At 69.5% G+C, this 16,580-nt stretch carries 16 protein-coding genes and 2 pseudogenes; 10 read left to right on the forward strand and 8 right to left on the reverse strand.

The features are described from left to right. The 6 genes and pseudogenes from cbiQ to AB0D12_RS16350 form a co-directional block, all read left to right on the forward strand. Entirely contained in the window at positions 1-762 is a 762-nt protein-coding gene (cbiQ, locus tag AB0D12_RS16325; RefSeq protein WP_362682282.1) for a cobalt ECF transporter T component CbiQ, read from the forward strand. Beyond that, positions 759-1,595, forward strand: coding sequence for an ABC transporter ATP-binding protein (locus tag AB0D12_RS16330; RefSeq protein ID WP_362682285.1), 837 nt, complete (start codon positions 759-761; stop codon positions 1,593-1,595). The genes cbiQ and AB0D12_RS16330 overlap by 4 nt, the downstream gene beginning before the upstream one ends. Then, the gene (locus tag AB0D12_RS16335) at positions 1,592-2,068 is read left to right on the forward strand and encodes a MarR family transcriptional regulator (protein ID WP_362682288.1); all 477 of its coding nucleotides are present in this window, start codon (positions 1,592-1,594) and stop codon (positions 2,066-2,068) included. The genes AB0D12_RS16330 and AB0D12_RS16335 overlap by 4 nt, the downstream gene beginning before the upstream one ends. Positions 2,069-2,176: 108 nt before the next feature. Next, positions 2,177-2,581, forward strand: a complete 405-nt coding sequence (locus AB0D12_RS16340; RefSeq protein WP_362682748.1) for an organic hydroperoxide resistance protein — start codon at positions 2,177-2,179, stop codon at positions 2,579-2,581. Between the two features lie 125 nt (positions 2,582-2,706). Continuing rightward, complete coding sequence (locus AB0D12_RS16345) at positions 2,707-3,897, forward strand: serine hydrolase domain-containing protein (protein ID WP_362682291.1); 1,191 nt, start codon at positions 2,707-2,709, stop codon at positions 3,895-3,897. Positions 3,898-3,905: 8 nt separating this feature from the next. Next, positions 3,906-4,279, forward strand: a pseudogene (locus tag AB0D12_RS16350) (SDR family NAD(P)-dependent oxidoreductase); the annotation flags it as partial. A gap of 73 nt (positions 4,280-4,352) precedes the next feature. Here the strand turns inward: AB0D12_RS16350 and AB0D12_RS16355 are convergent. The 7 genes and pseudogenes from AB0D12_RS16355 to AB0D12_RS16385 all read right to left on the reverse strand — a co-directional run bounded on the left by AB0D12_RS16355 (position 4,353) and on the right by AB0D12_RS16385 (position 11,327). Then, complete coding sequence (locus AB0D12_RS16355) at positions 4,353-4,787, reverse strand: VOC family protein (RefSeq protein ID WP_362682294.1); 435 nt, start codon at positions 4,785-4,787, stop codon at positions 4,353-4,355. Between the two features lie 20 nt (positions 4,788-4,807). Then, positions 4,808-5,575 (reverse strand): DUF817 domain-containing protein, encoded by a 768-nt coding sequence (locus AB0D12_RS16360; protein ID WP_362682297.1) that lies wholly within the window; start codon positions 5,573-5,575, stop codon positions 4,808-4,810. Positions 5,576-5,614: 39 nt separating this feature from the next. Further along, a complete protein-coding gene (locus AB0D12_RS16365) occupies positions 5,615-6,466 on the reverse strand; it encodes a DMT family transporter (RefSeq protein ID WP_362682300.1) in 852 nt (283 codons plus the stop codon). Beyond that, positions 6,463-6,615 carry a hypothetical protein gene (locus tag AB0D12_RS16370; protein ID WP_362682303.1) on the reverse strand — a complete coding sequence of 51 codons (153 nt, stop codon included), beginning with the start codon at positions 6,613-6,615 and terminating at the stop codon, positions 6,463-6,465. Before AB0D12_RS16370 ends, AB0D12_RS16365 begins: the two co-directional genes overlap by 4 nt. Before the next feature lie 62 nt (positions 6,616-6,677). Then, positions 6,678-8,327: a penicillin-binding transpeptidase domain-containing protein gene (locus AB0D12_RS16375; RefSeq protein ID WP_362682306.1), complete on the reverse strand. Its 1,650-nt coding sequence runs from the start codon at positions 8,325-8,327 to the stop codon at positions 6,678-6,680. 281 nt (positions 8,328-8,608) lie between these two features. Beyond that, positions 8,609-8,923, reverse strand: a pseudogene (locus tag AB0D12_RS16380) (ATP-binding protein); the annotation flags it as partial. Positions 8,924-9,029: 106 nt separating this feature from the next. Further along, positions 9,030-11,327, reverse strand: coding sequence for a hypothetical protein (locus tag AB0D12_RS16385; RefSeq protein WP_362682309.1), 2,298 nt, complete (start codon positions 11,325-11,327; stop codon positions 9,030-9,032). Between the two features lie 154 nt (positions 11,328-11,481). Here AB0D12_RS16385 and AB0D12_RS16390 point away from each other — a divergent pair, with 154 nt between their 5' ends. Further along, complete coding sequence (locus AB0D12_RS16390; RefSeq protein ID WP_362682312.1) at positions 11,482-12,210, forward strand: DUF6333 family protein; 729 nt, start codon at positions 11,482-11,484, stop codon at positions 12,208-12,210. 130 nt (positions 12,211-12,340) lie between these two features. Here the strand turns inward: AB0D12_RS16390 and AB0D12_RS16395 are convergent, their stop codons facing one another. Next, positions 12,341-14,062: a phospholipid carrier-dependent glycosyltransferase gene (locus AB0D12_RS16395; RefSeq protein WP_362682315.1), complete on the reverse strand. Its 1,722-nt coding sequence runs from the start codon at positions 14,060-14,062 to the stop codon at positions 12,341-12,343. A gap of 62 nt (positions 14,063-14,124) precedes the next feature. Between AB0D12_RS16395 and rsmI the strand changes: the two genes are divergently transcribed. The 3 genes from rsmI to AB0D12_RS16410 all read left to right on the forward strand — a co-directional run bounded on the left by rsmI (position 14,125) and on the right by AB0D12_RS16410 (position 16,528). Then, positions 14,125-15,042 carry a 16S rRNA (cytidine(1402)-2'-O)-methyltransferase gene (gene rsmI, locus AB0D12_RS16400; protein WP_362682318.1) on the forward strand — a complete coding sequence of 306 codons (918 nt, stop codon included), beginning with the start codon at positions 14,125-14,127 and terminating at the stop codon, positions 15,040-15,042. A gap of 128 nt (positions 15,043-15,170) precedes the next feature. Next, positions 15,171-15,605 carry a hypothetical protein gene (locus tag AB0D12_RS16405; protein WP_362682321.1) on the forward strand — a complete coding sequence of 145 codons (435 nt, stop codon included), beginning with the start codon at positions 15,171-15,173 and terminating at the stop codon, positions 15,603-15,605. A 53-nt stretch (positions 15,606-15,658) separates the two neighbouring features. Continuing rightward, positions 15,659-16,528 carry a TatD family hydrolase gene (locus AB0D12_RS16410; protein WP_362682324.1) on the forward strand — a complete coding sequence of 290 codons (870 nt, stop codon included), beginning with the start codon at positions 15,659-15,661 and terminating at the stop codon, positions 16,526-16,528. The last annotated feature ends 52 nt before the right edge of the window (positions 16,529-16,580 follow it).

The following is a 16,580-nucleotide window of genomic DNA, read 5'->3' on the forward strand; positions in this document are numbered from 1 at the left end:
ATGGGCGCGGGCCACACGCACAAGCTCTACCGGCACGGGCACTCCCCGGTCCACGACCTGCCTCCGCACTGCAAGCTCGCCGCCGTCTTCTGCTTCGTGCTGGTGGTGGTCTCCACGCCGCGCGAGGCGGTCTGGGCCTTCGGGCTGTACGCGGTGCTGCTCGCCGCGGTCGCGGCCCTGGCGCGTATCCCCGCCGGATTTCTGCTGCGCCGGCTGCTCATCGAGATCCCGTTCGTGGCCTTCGCGGTCCTCATGCCGTTCGTGGTCCCGGGCGAGCAGGTGTCCGTACTCGGCATCTCGCTGAGCGTCCCCGGCCTGTGGGGCGCCTGGAACGTCCTCGCCAAGGGCACGCTCGGCGTCGCCGCCTCCGTGATCCTGGCCTCGACGACCGAGCTGCGCTCCCTGCTGCTCGGCCTGCAGCGGCTCAAGCTGCCGCCGATGCTAGTCCAGATCGCGTCCTTCATGATCCGTTACGGCGATGTCATCACCGACGAGATGCGCCGTATGTCGATCGCGCGCAGGTCACGCGGGTTCGAGGCGCGCGGCGTGCGCCACTGGGGCGTTCTCGGCAAGTCCGCGGGCGCGCTCTTCATCCGCTCCTACGAGCGTGGCGAGCGGGTCCATCTGGCGATGGTGAGCCGGGGATACGCCGGGACCATGCCGGTCATCGACGAGTTGACCGCGACCCGTGCGCAGTGGACCGGTGCCGCCGCACTCCCGCTGACCGCCCTCGCGGTCTGTCTGCTTGGCTGGACCCTATGACCGCGCCCTTGTCGTCCACGTCGTCCACGTCGTCCACGTCGTCCACGTCGTCCACGTCCTCCACGTCGTCCACGTCCTCCGCGTCGTCCTTGTCCTTGGAAGTCTCCGGCCTCGCCTACGCCTACCCCGACGGCCACCAGGCCCTGTTCGGCGTCGACCTCACGGTCGGACGCGGCGAGCGCGTCGCCCTGCTCGGCCCCAACGGCGCGGGCAAGACCACGCTCGTGCTGCATCTCAACGGCATCCTGGCGGGCGGCGTGGGCTCGGTGTCGGTCGCGGGCCTGCCGGTCGCCAAGGCGAACCTTGCCGAGATCCGCCGCCGGGTCGGCATCGTCTTCCAGGACCCGGACGACCAGCTGTTCATGCCGACGGTCCGCGAGGACGTGGCCTTCGGCCCCGCGGCGGCGGGTATGCGCGGTGCGGAGCTGGAGGCCCGGGTCGTCTCGGCCCTGACGCAGGTCGGCATGGCCCCGTTCGCGGACCGGCCGCCGCACCATCTCTCCTTCGGCCAGCGCCGCCGTGTCGCGGTCGCCACGGTGCTGGCGATGGAGCCGGAGATCCTGGTCCTCGACGAGCCCTCGTCCAACCTCGACCCGGCCTCGCGCCGCGAACTGGCCGACATCCTGCGGTCGTTGGACGTCACCGTACTGATGGTCACGCACGACCTTCCGTATGCGCTGGAGCTCTGCCCGCGCTCGGTGATCCTCAGCGAAGGCGTGATCGCGGCGGACGGGCGTACGCAGGACCTGCTGGGCGACGAGGAGCTGATGCGGGCGCACCGCCTGGAGCTCCCGTTCGGTTTCGACCCGAAGTCCGTGACAATGGGCTCGTGAACGAGGAAACGAGCGGAACGGCGGCGGCATCGCTGCTCCTTGACGACCAGCTGTGCTTCGCGCTGTACGCGGCCCAGCGCGCGGTGACGGCCGTCTACCGACCGCTCCTCGACGAACTGGGCCTGACCTACCCGCAATACCTGACGATGCTGGTGCTGTGGGAGCGGGGGGAGATCCCGGTCAAGGAGCTCGGGGCCGCGCTGCGGCTCGACTACGGCACTCTCTCGCCGCTGCTCAAGCGGCTGGAGGCGGCGGGTCTGGTACGGCGCGAACGCTCGGCCGCCGACGAGCGTTCGGTACGGCTGGTGCTCACCGACCAGGGCGAGGCGCTGCGTTCGCGCGCCGAGCGGGTGCCGGCCCGGCTGCTGCTGAGCACCGGTCTCGAGGCGCCGGAGATCGCGCGGCTGCGCGGTGAACTGCACGAGCTGACACGGCGGGTCGCGGTGGCGACGGATCCGGCTACCCCCGAGTAATACCGCGTCAATCCCCTTCGATACATTGTGCGCAATGTACTTATCGCTTTGCCACCGACTCGGGGACGCACAGTGGGCGACCGCGCCGACACCCGGCCGACAAAGATCATGTACGTGGCGGAGGCCACCGCGCACGGCGGCCGCGACGGCTATGTGACCAGCCATGACGGGCAGCTCGAGCTGCGCGTCGCGATGCCGCGGGCGCTCGGCGGCGACGGTCGGGGCACCAATCCGGAGCAGCTCTTCGCAGCCGGCTACAGCTCCTGTTTCCACAACGCACTCGTCCTGGTCGGCCGCAGGGCGGGCGTGGACCTGACCGGCTCCACGGTCGCCGCGAAGGTGGGGATCGGCCCCAACGAAGCACAGGGGTACGGGCTCGCGGTCGCGCTCAATGTCTCGCTGCCGCTGGTCGACCAGGAGCTCGCCGCAGACCTGGTGACGGCGGCGCACCAGGTCTGCCCGTACTCCAACGCGACCCGCGGCAACATCGACGTCTCGATCATGCTGAGCTGACCCTGCCCGGTCCGTGCTGAGCCGACCGGTCCGTGCTGACCCTGCCCGGTCCGTGCTGAGCCGACCGGTCCGTGCTGAGCCGACCCGCGAGTCGGGTGGTCCGGACCACCCTGCACCATGGGGGGATGAGCGGCAGCGGGAGAGCAGGCGCGGCGGACGTCCGGGGCACGGTGGCAGAAGGCTTCGAGCCGGTTCACGACGCCTTCATACGCAACTTCGAGCAGCGCGGCGAGCGCGGCGCGGCCGTCGCCGTCTACCGGGACGGGCGCAAGGTCGTCGATCTGTGGGCGGGCAGCCGCGATGTGGACGGTCGTGCGCCGTGGGCCGTGGACACCGCACAGGTCGTCCGCTCCGCCACCAAGGGCGTCGCGGCGGCCGTGGTGCTCCTGCTCCACCAGCGCGGCCAGATCGACCTGGACGCCCCGGTCGGCACGTACTGGCCGGAGTTCAAGGCGGCCGGCAAGGAGCGCGTGGTCGTACGCCAGCTCCTCTCGCACCGCGCCGGGCTGCCCGTCCTCGACCGCCCGCTCACCCCGGCCGAGGCCGCGGACGGCGCGAGCGGCCCGGCCGCGCTCGCCGCACAGCGCCCCGCCTGGGAGCCCGGCACGGAGCACGGCTACCACGCGCAGACCTACAGCTGGCTGCTCGGCGAACTGGTGCGCCGGGTCACCGGCAGGACCATCGGCCGCTGGGTCGCCGAGGAGATCGCCCGCCCGCTCGGCCTGGACTTCTGGATCGGGCTGCCGCAGGAGGAGGCCCACCGGGTCGGCCGGATCGGCGCCGTCGACGAGCCGCCCACGGCGGACGGCGGCGGCCTCAAACTGCGCCCCAAGCGCGCGGTCTCCGAGGCCTACGCCAACCCCGAGTCGCTCAGCCGCCGCGCCTTCGGAGTGATCGACCCGCTGCCGGACGAGAACGACCCGCTGTACCGCGCCGCCGAACTCCCCGCATCCAACGGCATATCCACCGCCCGCGCACTCGCCCGCTTCTACGCGGCGACGATCGGTGTGGTCGACGGCGGACCACGGCTCTTCGCCCCGGCCACCGTGACCCTCGCCCGCACCGAGGAGTCCGTCGGCCCGGACCGCGTTCTGGTCGTGGCCACCCGCTTCGGCCTCGGCTTCATGCTGCACGGCCCGGCCTGCCCCCTGCTCGGCCCCAGCTCCTTCGGCCACCCGGGGCGCGGTGGCTCGCTCGGCTTCGCCGACCCGGAGTCGGGTATCGCGCTCGGCTACGTAACCAACGGCATGCGCAGGGGAGTTACGGCCGATCCGCGGGCCCAGGCGCTGATCAGGGCGGTACGTTCAGCGCTATGAGCAGCGCTATGACACGTTTCGAGGGTTACGGCGTACTGATCACGGGCGCGGCGCGCGGTATCGGTGAGGCGACCGCCCGTCGGCTTGCCTCCGAGGGCGCCCGCGTCCTGGTCACCGACGTGGACGCGGAACACGCCGCGAAGACGGCCGGGTCCATCCCCGGGCGCCCGTCGGCTTGCCTCGCGAAGGCGCCCGTGTCCTGGTCACCGACGTGGACGCGGAACACGCCGCGAAGACGGCCGGGTCCATTCCCGGGGCCGACTCCTTCGGCTGCGACGTGAGCGACCGTACGGCGGTCGAGGCGGCCGTCGCGTACGCCGCCGAACGCTTCGGTACCCTCGACGTCCTGGTCAACAACGCGTTCTCGTGCAGCCCCGACACGCCGCTCATCGAGGACCAGTCGGACGAGTCCTGGCACCGGGACCTGTCCTTCGGCGGGTCCTTCGGCCGGATCCCTAGGCCTGGCCCGCGGCGACGCAGAACTCATTGCCCTCCGGATCGGCCATCACGATGTGGTGCCCGTCGACCTCCTCCCGGACCGTCCCGCCCGCCTTCACCAGCCGTTCGGACTCGGCCCGGATCCTGGCCCACCGCTCATCGGGACTGCCGTGGCCCGGCACCCGGATGTCGATATGGAGCCGGTTCTTCGCCGTCTTCGGCTCGGGGACCTTGAGGATGGAGAGCCGGGGGCCGACGCCGTCGGGATCGCACAGCCACGCCCCGTCGTCCTCGGAGTCGTCGTCCGGCAGGTCGAACTGCGCGAGCCACTCCTCGCGGGTCTTGAACGGAGCGGGCGGGGGCTCGTCCACATACCCCAGCGCCAGCTTCCAGAACTCCGCGAGCAGCTGCGCGTCCGTGCAGTCGAGGGTCAAATCGATTCTGGCTGCCATGACTGGACCGTACTGCCCGCCTATGACAATCGGGGTGCCGCGCGGCGCTGCCCGGCCGCCAGCACGAAGGTGACGGTGATCAGCAGCGCCCATGCCCCGAACTTCGCCACGGACACCGGCTGCCAGCCGCTCAGCTGGTCCGGATAGCGCCAGGCGCCCGCGTACGTCGCGATGTTCTCCGCGACCCAGAGGAAGAACCCGATGAGAACGAACGACAGAGCGAGCGGCATACGGTGCTCCCGCGCCCCCACCCGGTAGTGCACCCAGGTCCCGGCGGTCGCCAACAGCAGCGTCGCGGCCAGCGCCCAGCGGAGGTCGGGCAGCCAGTGATGGCTGAAGAAGTTCAGATAGACGGCACCGGCGAGCACCGCCATGATCCGGGGACGGTAGCCGTCCAGGCGCAGTTCGAACAAGTGCCAGGCGCGGCAGACATAGCTGCCCACGGCAGCGTAGAGAAAGCCGCCGTACAGCGGCACTCCCGCGACCTTCGTCAGCGCCTCCTCCGGATAACTCCAGGACCCCATCCGCACCTTGACCAGTTCGAAGAGCAGCCCGATGAGATGGCAGCCGGTGATCACAGCCGTGTCGCGTGCACTGTCCCAGCCGAGCTTCCTGGCCGCCACCGCGAGCAGGATCCCGTAGATCAGGACGAGGTCGTAGCGCGCGACGGGCAGTGCGGGCAGTAGGCCCGAGACGGCGATGCCGCCGACGAGCGCGACGGCGAAGGCGCAGCAGCGGGCCTGCAACAGGCCGAAGCGGAGCAGCTGACGTATTCGGTGCGTGATCATCCCCATGCCGGGTGGGACGCCCGCGGCACCCATTGCGGTTCAGCCCGCCCGCAGCATCAGGCCGATGCCCACCACCATCAGTCCCGCCGCCGCGATCCTCGGCGCACCGAACCGTTCCTTGAAGAAGAGCGCTCCGATCGCCGCGCCCACGATGATCGACGACTCGCGCAGTGCCGCGATCGGAGCGAGCGGCGCCTTGGTCTGCGCCCACAGCACCAGTCCGTAGGCCGATACCGAAAGCAATGCGCCGAGGAGCCCGCGGGCCGCGTACGGGCGCAGCTGGGCGAGCAGGCCGCCCCGGTGGACGTACAGCGTGTATGCCGGGATCAGCGCCCCCTCCAGAATCATCAGCCAGGCGATATAGCCGAGGGGCGTGCCCGAGGCGCGTACGCCGACACCGTCGACCACCGTGTACGCGGCGATGGACAGACCGGTCGCCAGCGCGGCCAGCAGCGCCGGCCAGTGCGGATGGGCCTCCGACCCCCTGATGCCCCACAGGGCTACGCCCACCAGGCCCGCCGAGGCGATCGCCACGCCCGCCAACTGCCAGCCGTTGAGGCTCTCGCCGACGAACAGCGCCGCGAGCACGGTCACCACCAGCGGCGCGGTACCCCGGGCGATGGGATACATCTGGCCGAAGTCGCCCAGAGTGAACGACCGCATCAGCAGCGCCTGGTAGCCGATGTGGAGCAGCGCGGAGGCGATCAGATACGGCCAGGCGGCGGCCGCGGGCAGCGGCGAGAAGCAGGCCAGCACGGCCCCGATCACCGTGCCGCCGCCGGCGATCAGCGTGAAGGCGATCAGCTGATCTCTGATGGTGTGGGCAAGGGCATTCCACGAGGCATGCGTGAGCGCGGCTATCAGGACCGCCGCGGCGACGAGAACGGTCACGCCGTGCGCTCGCGTACATCCACCAGCGTGCCGCCCGCGTGCGCGATCAGCGTCTTGGGGTCGAGCGGGAAGAAGACCGGGACCTCGAGCCCCAGCTCGCGCAGAGCCTCGGCGAAACGGGGGTGCGCGTCGGTGTGGTGACTGCTCATGGCCCGCACGCTAGCGGTAGCCGTACGGGCCATGCGAGCTGCTTTTCCGGTCGGCCGGCGGATCAGCGGGCCTGCAGCACCGAGGCGACCACCGGCCCCGCCGCGTCGCCGCCGTGCCCGCCGGACTGCACGACCGCGGCCGCCGCCAGATCATCGGCGTATCCGGTGAACCAGCTGTTGGACTTGCCCTGTCCGTCGACCTCCGCCGAGCCGGTCTTGGCGCCCTTGTCACCGCGGACCCCGGCCATCGCGGCCTGGCCCGTGCCGTACTGCGCGGTGGCCCTCATCATCTCGCGCAGGGCACTCGCGATGGAGCCGGGCAGCGGCTGCGCGGTGGCCAGTTCACGGTGGTCGAGGGACTGCGGGACGATCATCGGCTGGTGGAAGCCGCCGCTCTTCGCGGTGGCGGTGATGGACGCCATGTTGAGCGCGTTCATCGTGACCTTGCCCTGTCCGATGAACGAGGCCGCGGTCTCCGCACCCGCCGACTCGGGCACACTGCCGTCGACGGTGGCGATGCCCGTCTGCCAGTCCAGGCCGATGCCGAAGTACTTGCGTGCGGTCTCGCCCAGCGCGGTGCCGGCGATGTTCTTCTTGGTGAGGGGCTTGATCGCCTTGATGAAGGCGGTGTTGCAGGAGCGGCGGAAGCTGTCCTTGAGAGTGCCGTTCTTGATCTCGAACTTCTTGAGATTCTCGAACGTCACGCCCTCCCACGAAACGGTCGGCGGACACTCCACCTTGGCGCCGGGGCCCTGGACGATTCCGTTGTCCATCAACATCGTCGCGCTCACGATCTTCATCGTGGAGCCGGGCGCCTGCGCGCCCTGCACCGCCGCGTTGAAGCCGCTCGCCGGGTTGTTGGCGATCGCCCGGATCTCACCCGTACTCGGCTTCACCGCGACGACCGAAGCCTGCGCGTACTTCTTCACCGCCTGCTCGGCGGCTGCCTGCACATCCGCGTCCAAAGTGGTGGTCAGCTTGCCCTCTTTGCCCTTGGTCAGGGTCAGCAGGGTCTGGTCGGGCGTGGAGGCGTTCGCGGACGAGATGACCAGCTCCACACCGGCGGTACCGCCCGCGTCCTTGCCGTACTTCTTGCGCAGGCTGTCCAGGACGGGCCCGAGCGACGGGTACTTCTCCTTCGTCAGCTCCCGGCCACGGCTGTCGACGGCCTTGATCGGCGGGGCCGAGGCCTGGTCCGTCCTGAGACTGGTGCCCTTCGTCAGCTTCGGGTGAACCACGGTCGGCGCCCAGTCGACGAGCGGCCTGCCGGTGGTCTGCCCCCGCACCACGGTCAGCTCGGAGGCGTACGACCAGGGCTTGCTCTGCCCTTCGAACGTCACCGTCGCCTTGACGGTGAACGGCACCTTCGCGCCGACCGGCGTACCGGGAGTGATCACGGCGGCGGAGACACGGGCCTGATCGCGGTACCCGGCGAGCAACGGCTCGGCTTCGGCGGCGTTGTTGGTCAACTGCGCCGCTTCCGGAGCGTTGCCCCCGGCCCACGCCGCCAGGAAGTCCTTGGCGGTCTCGCTGATCTCGTCCGCGCCGGGCGGCCCGGTCTTCCTCGGCGCCGACGCGGTCTTGGCGTCGGTCCCGCCATTGCCGCCGTTGCCGGTCAGGCCGCTGTACAGGTTGTAGCCGCCGTAGCCCACGCCACCGGCGACCACCAGAAACACGCCGCCGACCACGGCGACTTTCGCTCCACTGCGCATTGCTGCGGTCCCCTCCCCAGGAGCACATCTCCTTGACTGTGCCTATTGGAAAGCGTGTTCAAGAAGATGCATCGCGTGCACTCTACGGGACAGGAGTGACGGGGGCGGTGGCCGTTATCGGACCGCGACGATCGGGCCGGGAACCGCGACGGCAAGGGCGGAATCAGTCCGGCTTTCGGTGTGCGGGGTCCGGCAGGCGCGGCAGTCTCCCGGTTCCGCGGCGCACGCCGTCGGGTGGGAGATCGGCGGTCAAGGCGTGCCGTACGGCGGCGGGGCTGACGTCATCTCGGACGCCCCGAATTCTGCGGTACGAGGTCCAGCTCGGCCCACACCGTCTTGCGCGGGACGGGCCCCGGTGTGACGCCCCAGCGGTCGGCCGACGCCTCGACGAGCAGGAGCCCGCGCCCCGACTCGCTGTCCGAGGAGGGTGGTTGGGAGTGAGGGCTCGGGAGGCGATCACCACGGGTGTCGGTCACCTCGATCCGGAGCGCGCTGTCGCCTTCCGTCGTACGGAGGTCGAGGAGGAAGTCCCGGCCGGGCAGCCGGCCGTGCGTGGCCGCGTTCGCGGCGAGCTCGGCGACGAGGTGTTCGGCGGTCGCGACAACCCCGTACGACGGCGTAGGGAAGGTAATGGCGGCGGCCCCGCACCCATGGGTTGGGTGCGGGGCCGCTTGTCGTGTTCCGGCCGGTGGGGTTACCCGGTCAGCTCTGTTCTGCCTTGCGTCGGCGCATCCACCACATCAGTGCTCCACCGGCTGCCGCGAGGGCGGCGGCGATCGCGGTGATGAGGCCGATGGGGGTGTCGGAGCCGGTGTGGGCGAGGTCGCCGTCGGGGTCCTTGGCCGGTGGGGTGGGCTTGTCGTCGTTGCCGCCCGGCGAAGTGGAGGGCACCGGGGTTGACGGCTTGTCGGTCGGCTTGTCCGTCGGCGTGGGGGTGGGGGTCGGGTCGTCGCCGCCGGCGGACTTGCCGGCGGTGTTCCCGCCGAGCATCACGTACCCGTCCTTGTCCGCTTCATCGGTCATCTGCCCGACGGCGAACTGTGCGGTGCGGGGCTTATAGGGGTGCTCGGTGCGGAAGCGCACCGGGTTCATGTTGCGCTTGGGCTGCTTGGAGAAGTCGACGCCGCCGACGATGTAGACCAGCACGCCTTCGGCGGTGTCCACGTCGTACTGGAACTCGCCGTTGAGGAAGATCTTCCGGTACTTCTGGAACAGCTCGTTCTTGTCCCAGTTCTGGTTGGGGGCGCGCAGGGGCCACTTGGCCACGTCGTTGCTGTTGATGATGTTGCGGTAGTCGGTGGGGGTCTTGGCGTCCTGCTGGCGGATGAACTCGGCGGCGACGCGGGCGGTGTAGACGCGGCGCAGATCCGCGTACTGCGGGGCAGCGTTGATGGTCTTCTCGACCTCGGGGACGATCATCCGGTCGATGACCCGCTGTGCCTCGTCCCGTTCGGCCTTCGACGGGTTGCAGATCCGCTCGCCGCCGGGGTTGGTGGCGAAGTCCTGCGGGGTGGACTTCAGCTTCAGGGGGGCGTCAAGGATGTAGATGCCGCCGTCCTGCTCGCGTACCGTCGCGGTCTTCGGCTCGATCCAGTTGCGGATCCCGGCGAAGCACGGGCGGCCGTTCACCTTGGGCAGGGACGCCCAGAACCGCTTGCCGAGGTCGGTCTTGGGGTCCATCGTCTTGAAGAAGTCGTGCTTCATCTGGAGATCGGCTTCAAGGAGGACCCGGCCGGCGTCGGTCTTCCCGAACTTGGCGTCCATGACCCGGTCGGGCTCGTCCGGGTTCAGGTTCACCCAGAACTTGTCCGGCGTGAGCGCGAGCCAGGTGAAGAACGCGTCCGAGATGAGCTGCGCCTTTTCCTGGCCTCCCCAGCCGGCTGCGTACTCGTCGTCGACCTTCTTCGCGGAGAACGCGTAGTTCAGGCCCTCGCCCTTGACGGGCTTGCCGATGTAGCGCAGGTCCAGGGTGGAGAAGTCGACTCCGCCGGGGCCCCTGGGCATCCGGCCCTGGGGGTCGTTCTTGTTGATGCGGTCGAGCTGTTCCTTGAGGGTCTTCGGTGTGGCCGGTGACTGCTTGATCATGTCGTTGCCGCCGCCGCGGGAGCCGGTGTTCTTCCCCGCGCCGTTGGACAGGAACTGGTCGTTGCGCCGGTAGGGGCCGTTCGCGGCCTTCTTGGGTGCCTGGGGCTTGTGGTCGGAGTGGAAGTTGTACTCCCTCACCCGGTCACGGCCCAGTGCGTCCTTGCCCGCGGTCTGCTTCATGTCCTTCATGAAGGTGCGGGCTTCGCTCTTCTGCTGTTCGCCGAAGACGAAGGTGTACTTGTAGGACTTCCAGCCCTTGTGGCGAGCCCACGCCTTGTCGGCGGGGGTCTGAGACCCGTCCGGCTTGCCGTTGGACTTCATCTCCACGATCTCGCGGGTCTTCTTGTTGTAACCGTCCAGGACCCGCTTGTGACGCTCGCCGGTGTCGGGGTCGGTGAAGTACACCTCCTTCTGGCAGATCCAGTCCGGGCCGGTCAGGCCCATCTCCTTGACGACCTTCTTCTCGAACGCTTCGCCGCGCGGGTCGTTGCCCTGGTTGGGGATGTACTGCTTGGTCAGGTAGTCGTCGAAGTCCGTCCACCGCTTCTGGGCGTTGAAGCGGGCGTAGATACGGCGCGGGTCACTGTGGGGGTACTTCTTGTAGTCCGTTCCGGCGGCTTCCAGCTGCTGCTGGGTGGGGTTGAGTCCGTCGAACTCCATGCCCGGGTTCACGTACTCGTACTGGTCCCAGAGGTCCTTCACGCGAGAGGCGTCACCCTGCGGGAGGCTCTTGGTGGGACTGCCCTTGAGGCCGAACAATTCGTCGCAGCGCTTGCCGGGTTTGAGCGGCGGCGGCTTGGCCTCCGCACTGTCGAGGGAGGGAAGTCCGGTCATGGCCATGACAGATGCACAGGCCAGGGCGAGGATGCCGCGGGCCCAGGCGCGCTGTCGCGGCAGTCGTATGAACTGGGTCACGTTGAGTTCTCCTGGGGGGCCCAGGATGGGATGGGCCGGGTCAGTGGCCCCCGTGGTCGTTGACGCCGGCTGTGACAGCCTAGGCCCCAACTCGCTCTGGATGCACGGGGGTTCGGACCGCGTGTTGCCGCATCGTGCCGTTACGGTGGCGGGCATGACGGAGAACAGCTTTTGGACGTGCCCGCCTCAGGCGCGGGTGCGGGGGTCGGGTCAGTACACGGTCACGGTGGTGCTGCCGCCGTTCCCGGACCACGCGGGAGGCTGGTCGCCCAATGACCCTCAGGGGGCACGGGAGTTCGCCGCATCGTTCGGGACGGTCGATGCGGTGCTGGAGTATCCCGGGGAGCAGAACATCAGCGACGGCTTCTCTCTGACGACCCGCGACGACCTGGACTGGATCCAGGTCGGGATGTGGGGGAACGTGATCGGCATTTCGGATCCTGCTTTGGCGGACGAGGGAAACTCGTGGCCGGTACTGGAGCAGGTCAAGAACCTTGCGGAACGCTTCCCGGGGGCGAAGATCATCGGCGGGGCGACGGTCGACTGCGGGGAGACCCACGAGGAGGTCGCGTGGGTGGTGCCCGGCTTTGAGCTGGTGCATTCCGAGGGCTGGCCGGGCGAGGACGATACGTCACGGTGGACGCTGGAAGGTGACCCGCAGGCCGTTCTGGATGCCTGCGGGGTGACGGCACAGATGGCGAAGGACGCCGATGTCGCGTACGACCCGGACAACCCCACCTCAACCTACTGGGGCGGCCTCGGGGAACTGATCCTCGGCGCCCACTGCCCATGGAGGCGGAGGAAGGTGAAAACGTCAGTGTTCCGCGTCCGCCACACCCACGCCGCCACGGATCTGATGGAAGAGATCTGGATCTCCGACTAGAAGACCCCTGAAGGCGGCAGACCCGGGCCGTCTGTGGGCCGTCCAAGGGCGGCCCGGGACGACCCGCAACGGCCGGCAACGACCAAGGTGGACACGACGCGCGCAGGCCACCTGTCCGCTGTCGTCCCTGCTAGACCCAGGTGTCCAGCCACATCCTGTTTCGCCAGTCCTCCACCGGGATCGGTCTGCCCGTGTACAGCGGATAGAAGTAGATGAAGTTCCAGATGATCAGCAGCACCAGCGCCCCCGCGCCGATCGCCCCGATCGCCCTCCTGCGTTCGTCCGAGCCCGGTGGACCCAGGATCGCGCCGATCATCATCGCGACCGCCAGACACAGGAACGGCACGAACACCACCGCGTAGAACAGGAAGATCGTGCGTTCCTGGTAGAAGAACCACGGCACCCAGCCCGCCGCGATGCCGCAGGCGATCGCGCCCGCGCGCCAGTCCCGGCGGAACAGCCAGCGCCACAGGACGTAGCAGATCGCGAAGCAGGCCGCCCACCACAGCAGCGGTGTGCCGAGCGCCAGTACCTCGCGGGCGCACTTGTCCGCGGCGTCCGGCGGGCAGCCTCCGGTGCCCGCGTTCGGGTCCTCGTAGAAGTACGAGACCGGGCGGCCCAGCACGATCCAGCTCCACGGGTTCGACTGGTACGTGTGGCCGGAGGTCAGATTGACGTGGAACTCGTAGACCTCGTTCTCGTAGTGCCACAGGCTGCGCAGCCAGTCGGGCAGCCAGGTCCAGCTGCCGCCCTTGCCGTCCGTCCGGGCCCAGTTCCTGAAGTAGCCCTTGTTCGTGACGATCCAGCCGGTCCAGGACGCGATGTACGTGGCGATCGCGACCGGCACCGTCGAGACGAAGGCCGGCACCACGTCCTTCCTCAGCACCGCCCGGTACGGGTGCACCGCACCCGCCGTCCGGCGGGCGCCCACGTCCCACAGGACGGTCATCAGGCAGAACGCGACCATCACATACAGGCCGTTCCACTTGGTGCCGGCGGCCAGGCCGAGCATCAGGCCCGCAGCCAGCCGCCATGGACGCCAACCGAGGCGAAGCGTCTCCGCGACCGTCGCATCCGGGCGCAGCACGCCCTCCTCGTCCGTCGGCAGCGTCGCCGCGAGCCGTCGCCGCGACCAGTCCCGGTCGATGACCAGGCAGCCGAAGGCGGCCAGCACGAAGAACATCAGCACCTGGTCGAGCAGCGCCGTGCGGCTCATCACGAAGTGCAGTCCGTCCACGGCGAGCAGCGCACCCGCCAGGCAGCCCAGGAACGTCGAGCGGAACAGCCGTCGGCCGATCCGGCAGAGCATCAGCACCGACAGCGTGCCGAGCACGCAGACCATGAAGCGCCAGCCGAAGGGCGTGAACCCGAAGAAGTGCTCGCCGACGCCGATGACCCACTTGCCGACCGGCGGATGCACCACATAGCCGGGGTCGGTCGGGATCGGGACGCTCGACGGGTCCTTGAGGATCAGCTTGTCGACGTCCTTCGGCCAACTGCCCTCGTACCCCTGATTGATCAGGGCCCAGGCGTCCTTCGCGTAGTACGTCTCGTCGAATATCACCGCCTTCGGCGTGCCGAGGTTCCAGAACCGCAGCACGCCCGCGACCAGCGCAACCAGCAGCGGCCCGCCCCATGCCGCCCAGCGCAGCAGCGGGTTCGCGACCGACGGCGGGATGCCGAAGACCGGCCACAGCCGCTCGGAGGGGCGCGTGTAGGGCGGCACCAGGCGTTCGCGCAGCCCGATCACGGGCCGGGGCACGTAGCCGAATCTGCGCAGCCGCTGCTGCCAGCCGGGTGGCTGCTGATCGGCGTCCTTGCCCTGCTGGGTCTGTGGCGCGGTACTGGTCACCGCGCCATCGTAGGGAACGCGACTGTGCGAGTCGTACGTCCGGTCCTGCGAGGATGGCGTATGTGACAACTGTGCTCTCCCGGGGGACGACCCCCGGACCCCCGACAGGCGTGCTGGTACTCGCAGGGACCCCCATCGGTGATGTCGCTGACGCACCGCCCCGGCTCGCCGCCGAGCTGGAGCGCGCCGACATCGTGGCCGCGGAGGACACCCGGCGGCTGCGCCGGCTCACCCAGGCGCTCGGGGTGCACACGCAGGGGCGCGTGGTGTCGTACTTCGAGGGCAATGAGTCCGCCCGTACGCCGGAGCTGGTCGAGGCGCTGACCGGCGGCTCCCGGGTGCTTCTGGTGACCGACGCCGGCATGCCGTCCGTCTCCGACCCCGGTTACCGGCTGGTCGCCGCCGCCGTCGAGCAGAACATCAAGGTGACGGCGGTGCCGGGCCCGTCCGCCGTACTGACCGCGCTGGCCCTGTCCGGGCTGCCCGTGGACCGCTTCTGCTTCGAGGGTTTTCTGCCGCGCAAGGCGGGCGAGCGGCTCGGCCGACTGCGCGAGGTCGAGAACGAGCGGCGCACTCTCGTCTACTTCGAGGCCCCGCACCGGCTCGACGACACCCTCGCCGCGATGGCCGAGGTCTTCGGCGCCGAGCGCCGGGCCGCAGTCTGCCGCGAGCTGACGAAGACGTACGAGGAGGTCAAGCGCGGCGGTCTCGGTGAGCTGGCGGACTGGGCGGCTGAGGGCGTACGTGGCGAGATCACTGTCGTCGTCGAGGGTGCGCCCGAGTCGAGGCCCGGGGATCTCGACCCGGCCGAGCTGGTGCGCAGGGTGCGGGTGCGCGAGGAGGCAGGCGAACGGCGCAAGGAGGCCATTGCGGCGGTCGCCGCTGACGCGGGGCTTCCCAAGCGCGAGGTCTTCGATGCCGTGGTGGCGGCAAAGAATGCGGATCGGCCGGTCCCTGCGGACGGTAAAGGACTATCGTAAAAAGCAAAGGGCAGACCGTGTCCTGAGCTTTTCTGCATGGGAATGCCAAAAACCAGACCATTAATCGACAGGCGCTGATGCGCTCCCGCCGGTATGGGCGTCCACTGGGTCAGTGGAGAGGAGCTGGCATGAGTGAGATCACAGGTACCGCCAAGGTCCACGAGGCGTATGCCTTCGCCTGCATGCGCTGCGGGCACGGCTGGGAGCAGTCCTACGAGATAGAGCACCACGTCGACACCACCGGCCAGGAATTCGTTGTCTATAAGGCCGCGGGCGCGCGAGTGCCGTCCCCGCTCTCGAGTCCGACCTGCATCAACTGCGGCGGACATGTCGTACGGATCATGCGGTCCGGACAGGTCTCCTCGGTACGGAACCTGATGTCGCCACCCGCTGAGAAGAAGTCCGTCCCGGCCGCCGCTGCGGCGCCCGTGGAGCGCGAGTCGGTGGAGAGGGAGTCGGCGGAGAGGGCGGTGCCCGAAGTGGCGGGCGCCGAGCAGACCCAGCCGGCGGAACCTCACCACTGGCACCTCTCCGACCTCCTGCACCCGTTCCACCGCAAGTGAGGCTGTTCCACCGGGAGTGAGACGCAGGGCGTGAGCCTCGTAGGATCGCGCCCATGAGTTCGAAGTCCGCACCACCGCCGCTGCCCGCACCGCTCGGCGTGCCGGTCACCGATTCGCACACCCACCTGGATATGCAGGAGGGCACGGTCGAGGAGGCGCTGGCGAGGGCCGCGGCCGTCGGCGTGACTGCGGTGGTCCAGGTGGGCTGCGACATCAAGGGCTCCCGCTGGGCCGCGGAGACGGCCGCCGCGCACGAGAGCGTGCACGCAGCCGTCGCCCTGCACCCCAACGAGGCGCCGCGCATCGTGCACGGAGACCCCGATGGCTGGTCGCGGCAGGGTGCGCGGGAGGCGGGAGGTGACAGCGCGCTGGACGACGCGCTCACCGAGATCGACCGAATGGCCGCCCTCCCGCAGGTGCGCGCGGTCGGCGAGACCGGCCTTGACTCCTTCCGCACGGGCCCCGAGGGCATGGCCGCCCAGGAACGCTCCTTCCGGGCCCACATCGAGATCGCCAAACGGCACGGCAAGGCGCTGGTCATCCACGACCGCGAGGCGCACGCCGATGTCCTGCGGATCCTCGCCGAGGAGGGCGCCCCCGAACGCACCGTCTTCCACTGCTATTCGGGTGACGCGGAAATGGCCGAAGTGTGCGCGGCCGCAGGCTATTTCATGTCCTTCGCCGGCAATGTGACCTTCAAGAACGCGCAGCCGCTGCGAGACGCGCTCGCCGTCGCCCCGGCGGAGCTCGTACTTGTCGAAACGGATGCACCGTTTCTCACACCGGCGCCGTTCCGCGGTCGGCCCAATGCGCCGTATCTCATTCCGGTCACGCTGCGCGCGATGGCGGCGGTGAAAGGCCTCGACGAGGACACGCTGGCCGCGGCGATCTCGGCCAATACGGCTCGCGCATTTGATTACTGAGGGTTAACTCGGAGAGTGCCGCCGGCTCCGGCGGCGGGCTAGGTGCGGAAAA

The sequence above is a fragment of the Streptomyces sp. NPDC048479 genome (genome assembly GCF_040651435.1).
Taxonomy (GTDB): Bacteria; Actinomycetota; Actinomycetes; order Streptomycetales; family Streptomycetaceae; genus Streptomyces.